The 2450-nt window shown below is 33.1% G+C and carries 1 protein-coding gene; it reads right to left on the bottom strand.

Annotated features, from left to right (window positions below; translation table 11 throughout):
* Positions 1 to 11: 11 nt before the first annotated feature.
* The gene (locus AC1RYN_RS03465) at positions 12 to 1451 is read right to left on the bottom strand and encodes a SprB repeat-containing protein (protein WP_481805848.1); all 1440 of its coding nucleotides are present in this window, start codon (positions 1449 to 1451) and stop codon (positions 12 to 14) included.
* Positions 1452 to 2450: the final 999 nt, after the last annotated feature.

Here is a 2450-nt window from a genome sequence, read left to right as displayed (position 1 = left end):
TGTATATACCATTAATAAGTTGGGCAGTTGCTGCTTTGAATATCTCCTTTTTTATTTGTCCATTCATACAAATAAGCATCACCAATCGTATTTGGTGTTCCTCCTATTATTTCGGCAACAATTTTACCATTAGTTGCTCCAAAAAAAGTAGGATGTATAATCTCTTTGTAATCTAAAGAAATAGGAGCTAGAGGTTCTTCTATTTTAATTTCTCCTTGTACGAAACATCCTTTACTATCTGTAGCAATTATAGAGTACGTTCCTAGAGTTAATCTCGTTATTTTGTTTTCATCAATAATTCCTCCGTCTACATTATACCATTGGTAGGAGTATGAACCGTCTGCATTAGGAGTTCCACCACTAACTTTTGCAGTTACCCATCCATTATTTCCTGCGTGACAAGAAACATTTCCAGAATCAAATGTTAGTTCTAGTTTAGCAGGTTCTACGATTTGCTCAATAGCTGGATTTGCTGTTTCCAATACATTATTGATATAACTACCCTGAGTTATTCCGTTTTTATCAATTACATTCAAAGAGTAGGTTCCTTTTGAAAGATTTTCTGCTTTGATTCCTGTTACATTATTAAGTACTTCCCATTGATTAGATTTGATATTGAGTTTAGACCAAATATATTGATAAGCTAAACCGCCATTTTCAGCACCAGTATAAGGAACTCCACCACTAACAACTGCAGATAAAACTGCATCTTGTGATTCATCTCGTTGGTTATCTTGAGGATTAAAATCATTATCATTCCCAAACTGATTTGTACTATTACATGAAATAATTTTATCAACTTTTATTTTGACAACAAGAGCAGGAGGTTCCCTCAATGTAACGCTTAGAGTTGGTATTAAGGTACAACCTGTTTTATCAGTTGTATTATTATAGTTTTTATCCCAGACATTTAAAGTATAAGTTCCTGCTGGAATATTATTTAATGTAATAGCATAAGTACCACTACTAAATTGTGTAGTACTTTTATTAGAATCTATTACGTTACCCAAATTATCTTTCCATTGAAAAGAATAAGAGTTACCATTAATTGGAGTCCCACCTGTTACAGAAGCTATTATTTTTCCGTTGGAACCACCATGAAGAGTTGGTTCAGTAGGTAATTTATAAGTTAAAGTTACTGGACTTGTTGGTTGTGAAATTGTAGCTGGTAGTGATTTTTCAAGCCCTAACATGATTTCACCTTGAACTATAGTTTGAGTTTTTGCAACACATTTATTCGCATCTCTTACTTTTATGTCGTAATCTATTGAGGAGCCTGAAATAGGATGTAATCCCTTAATGATATGCGTATAACTTTTATAATCTTCGAAATCAGTCCAATTGAGCCCATTATCAGTTGAGTATTGATATCCTTCTTTAGTTCCTCCAGAAGCTGTTATTTTTATTGTTCCATCTTTACCACCATTACAATTTACATTTGTAGAGGACAAATAAAAATCTACTGGAGTAGGCGAATCTATTTTAAAAGTATCGCTATGATTTGGTGCGCCAATATAGAGATTAGCCTTATAAAAGCCGAATAAAGTATAGCTATCTTCTCCTTTTTGTATGTTTCGAATTGTATATGAGTTATCAGGAGCAAAACTAGTTATGTTATAAACACTATTGTTTTTAAGAAAAGTAATTGATAGTGTTTCATTAGTAACTAATGGTCTATCAAAAACAATTTTTATGCTACCTTTTTGATCATCATAACAATCGGTTAAATATGGTGTTGTCGAAACAATGTGTGGTGCCGACTTAAGAATTTTGAAACGAGCTGGATCAGATTTAGCCTCTCCTCCATATGCAATTTGCCGTATATAAACAATTTCGCCTATATACTTATCTGCATTTGTTCCAAGAATATCATTAGCATCTACCGAAATTTTTGAAGAACCATTGTATTGAGTTAAGTCCTTCCAACTTTGTAAGTCAAAAGAGTATTGCCAATTATATTCGGAACGTAAAAAACCTGTGTTGCTTTCAATAACGACTTTATCAGCAGTTGGTAAAAAACGACTTAAGTCACTCCCTGCAATTGTTAGTTTTGGTAAGATTTTTAAAGTTGCTCTAAGTCTGTACGCTGATGTAAAATTGACGTTTGTGTAATATTCAGTAACACCATAGTTTACATTTTTCAGAAGATTAGTTTGCGATCTTTTTGTTTTACATCCTTTATTTATACCTCCCTGCCATTTTCTTGCATGAGAGTCAAATCGTAATCGATTTAATTTTTTTGTACTACTGAAACTACTAAGCCAATTTCTGGGAAGATCCTGACCATCTCCTACAGGTTGGTGAAAAAAATCAACCTCTGTATTGTCGCTAAATTTCAGCCATGATTTTAATGTACCGCCACAATTTCCTGACCAGCTAACTCTAGGAGCTTCACTAATAGTTTGTATATTTAAATTAACAGAGTAATTACCAACAGCTTGCCGAAACTA

This window comes from Flavobacterium sp. TC780 (genome assembly GCF_056783245.1).
This window is presented reverse-complemented; position numbering and strand designations above follow the sequence as displayed.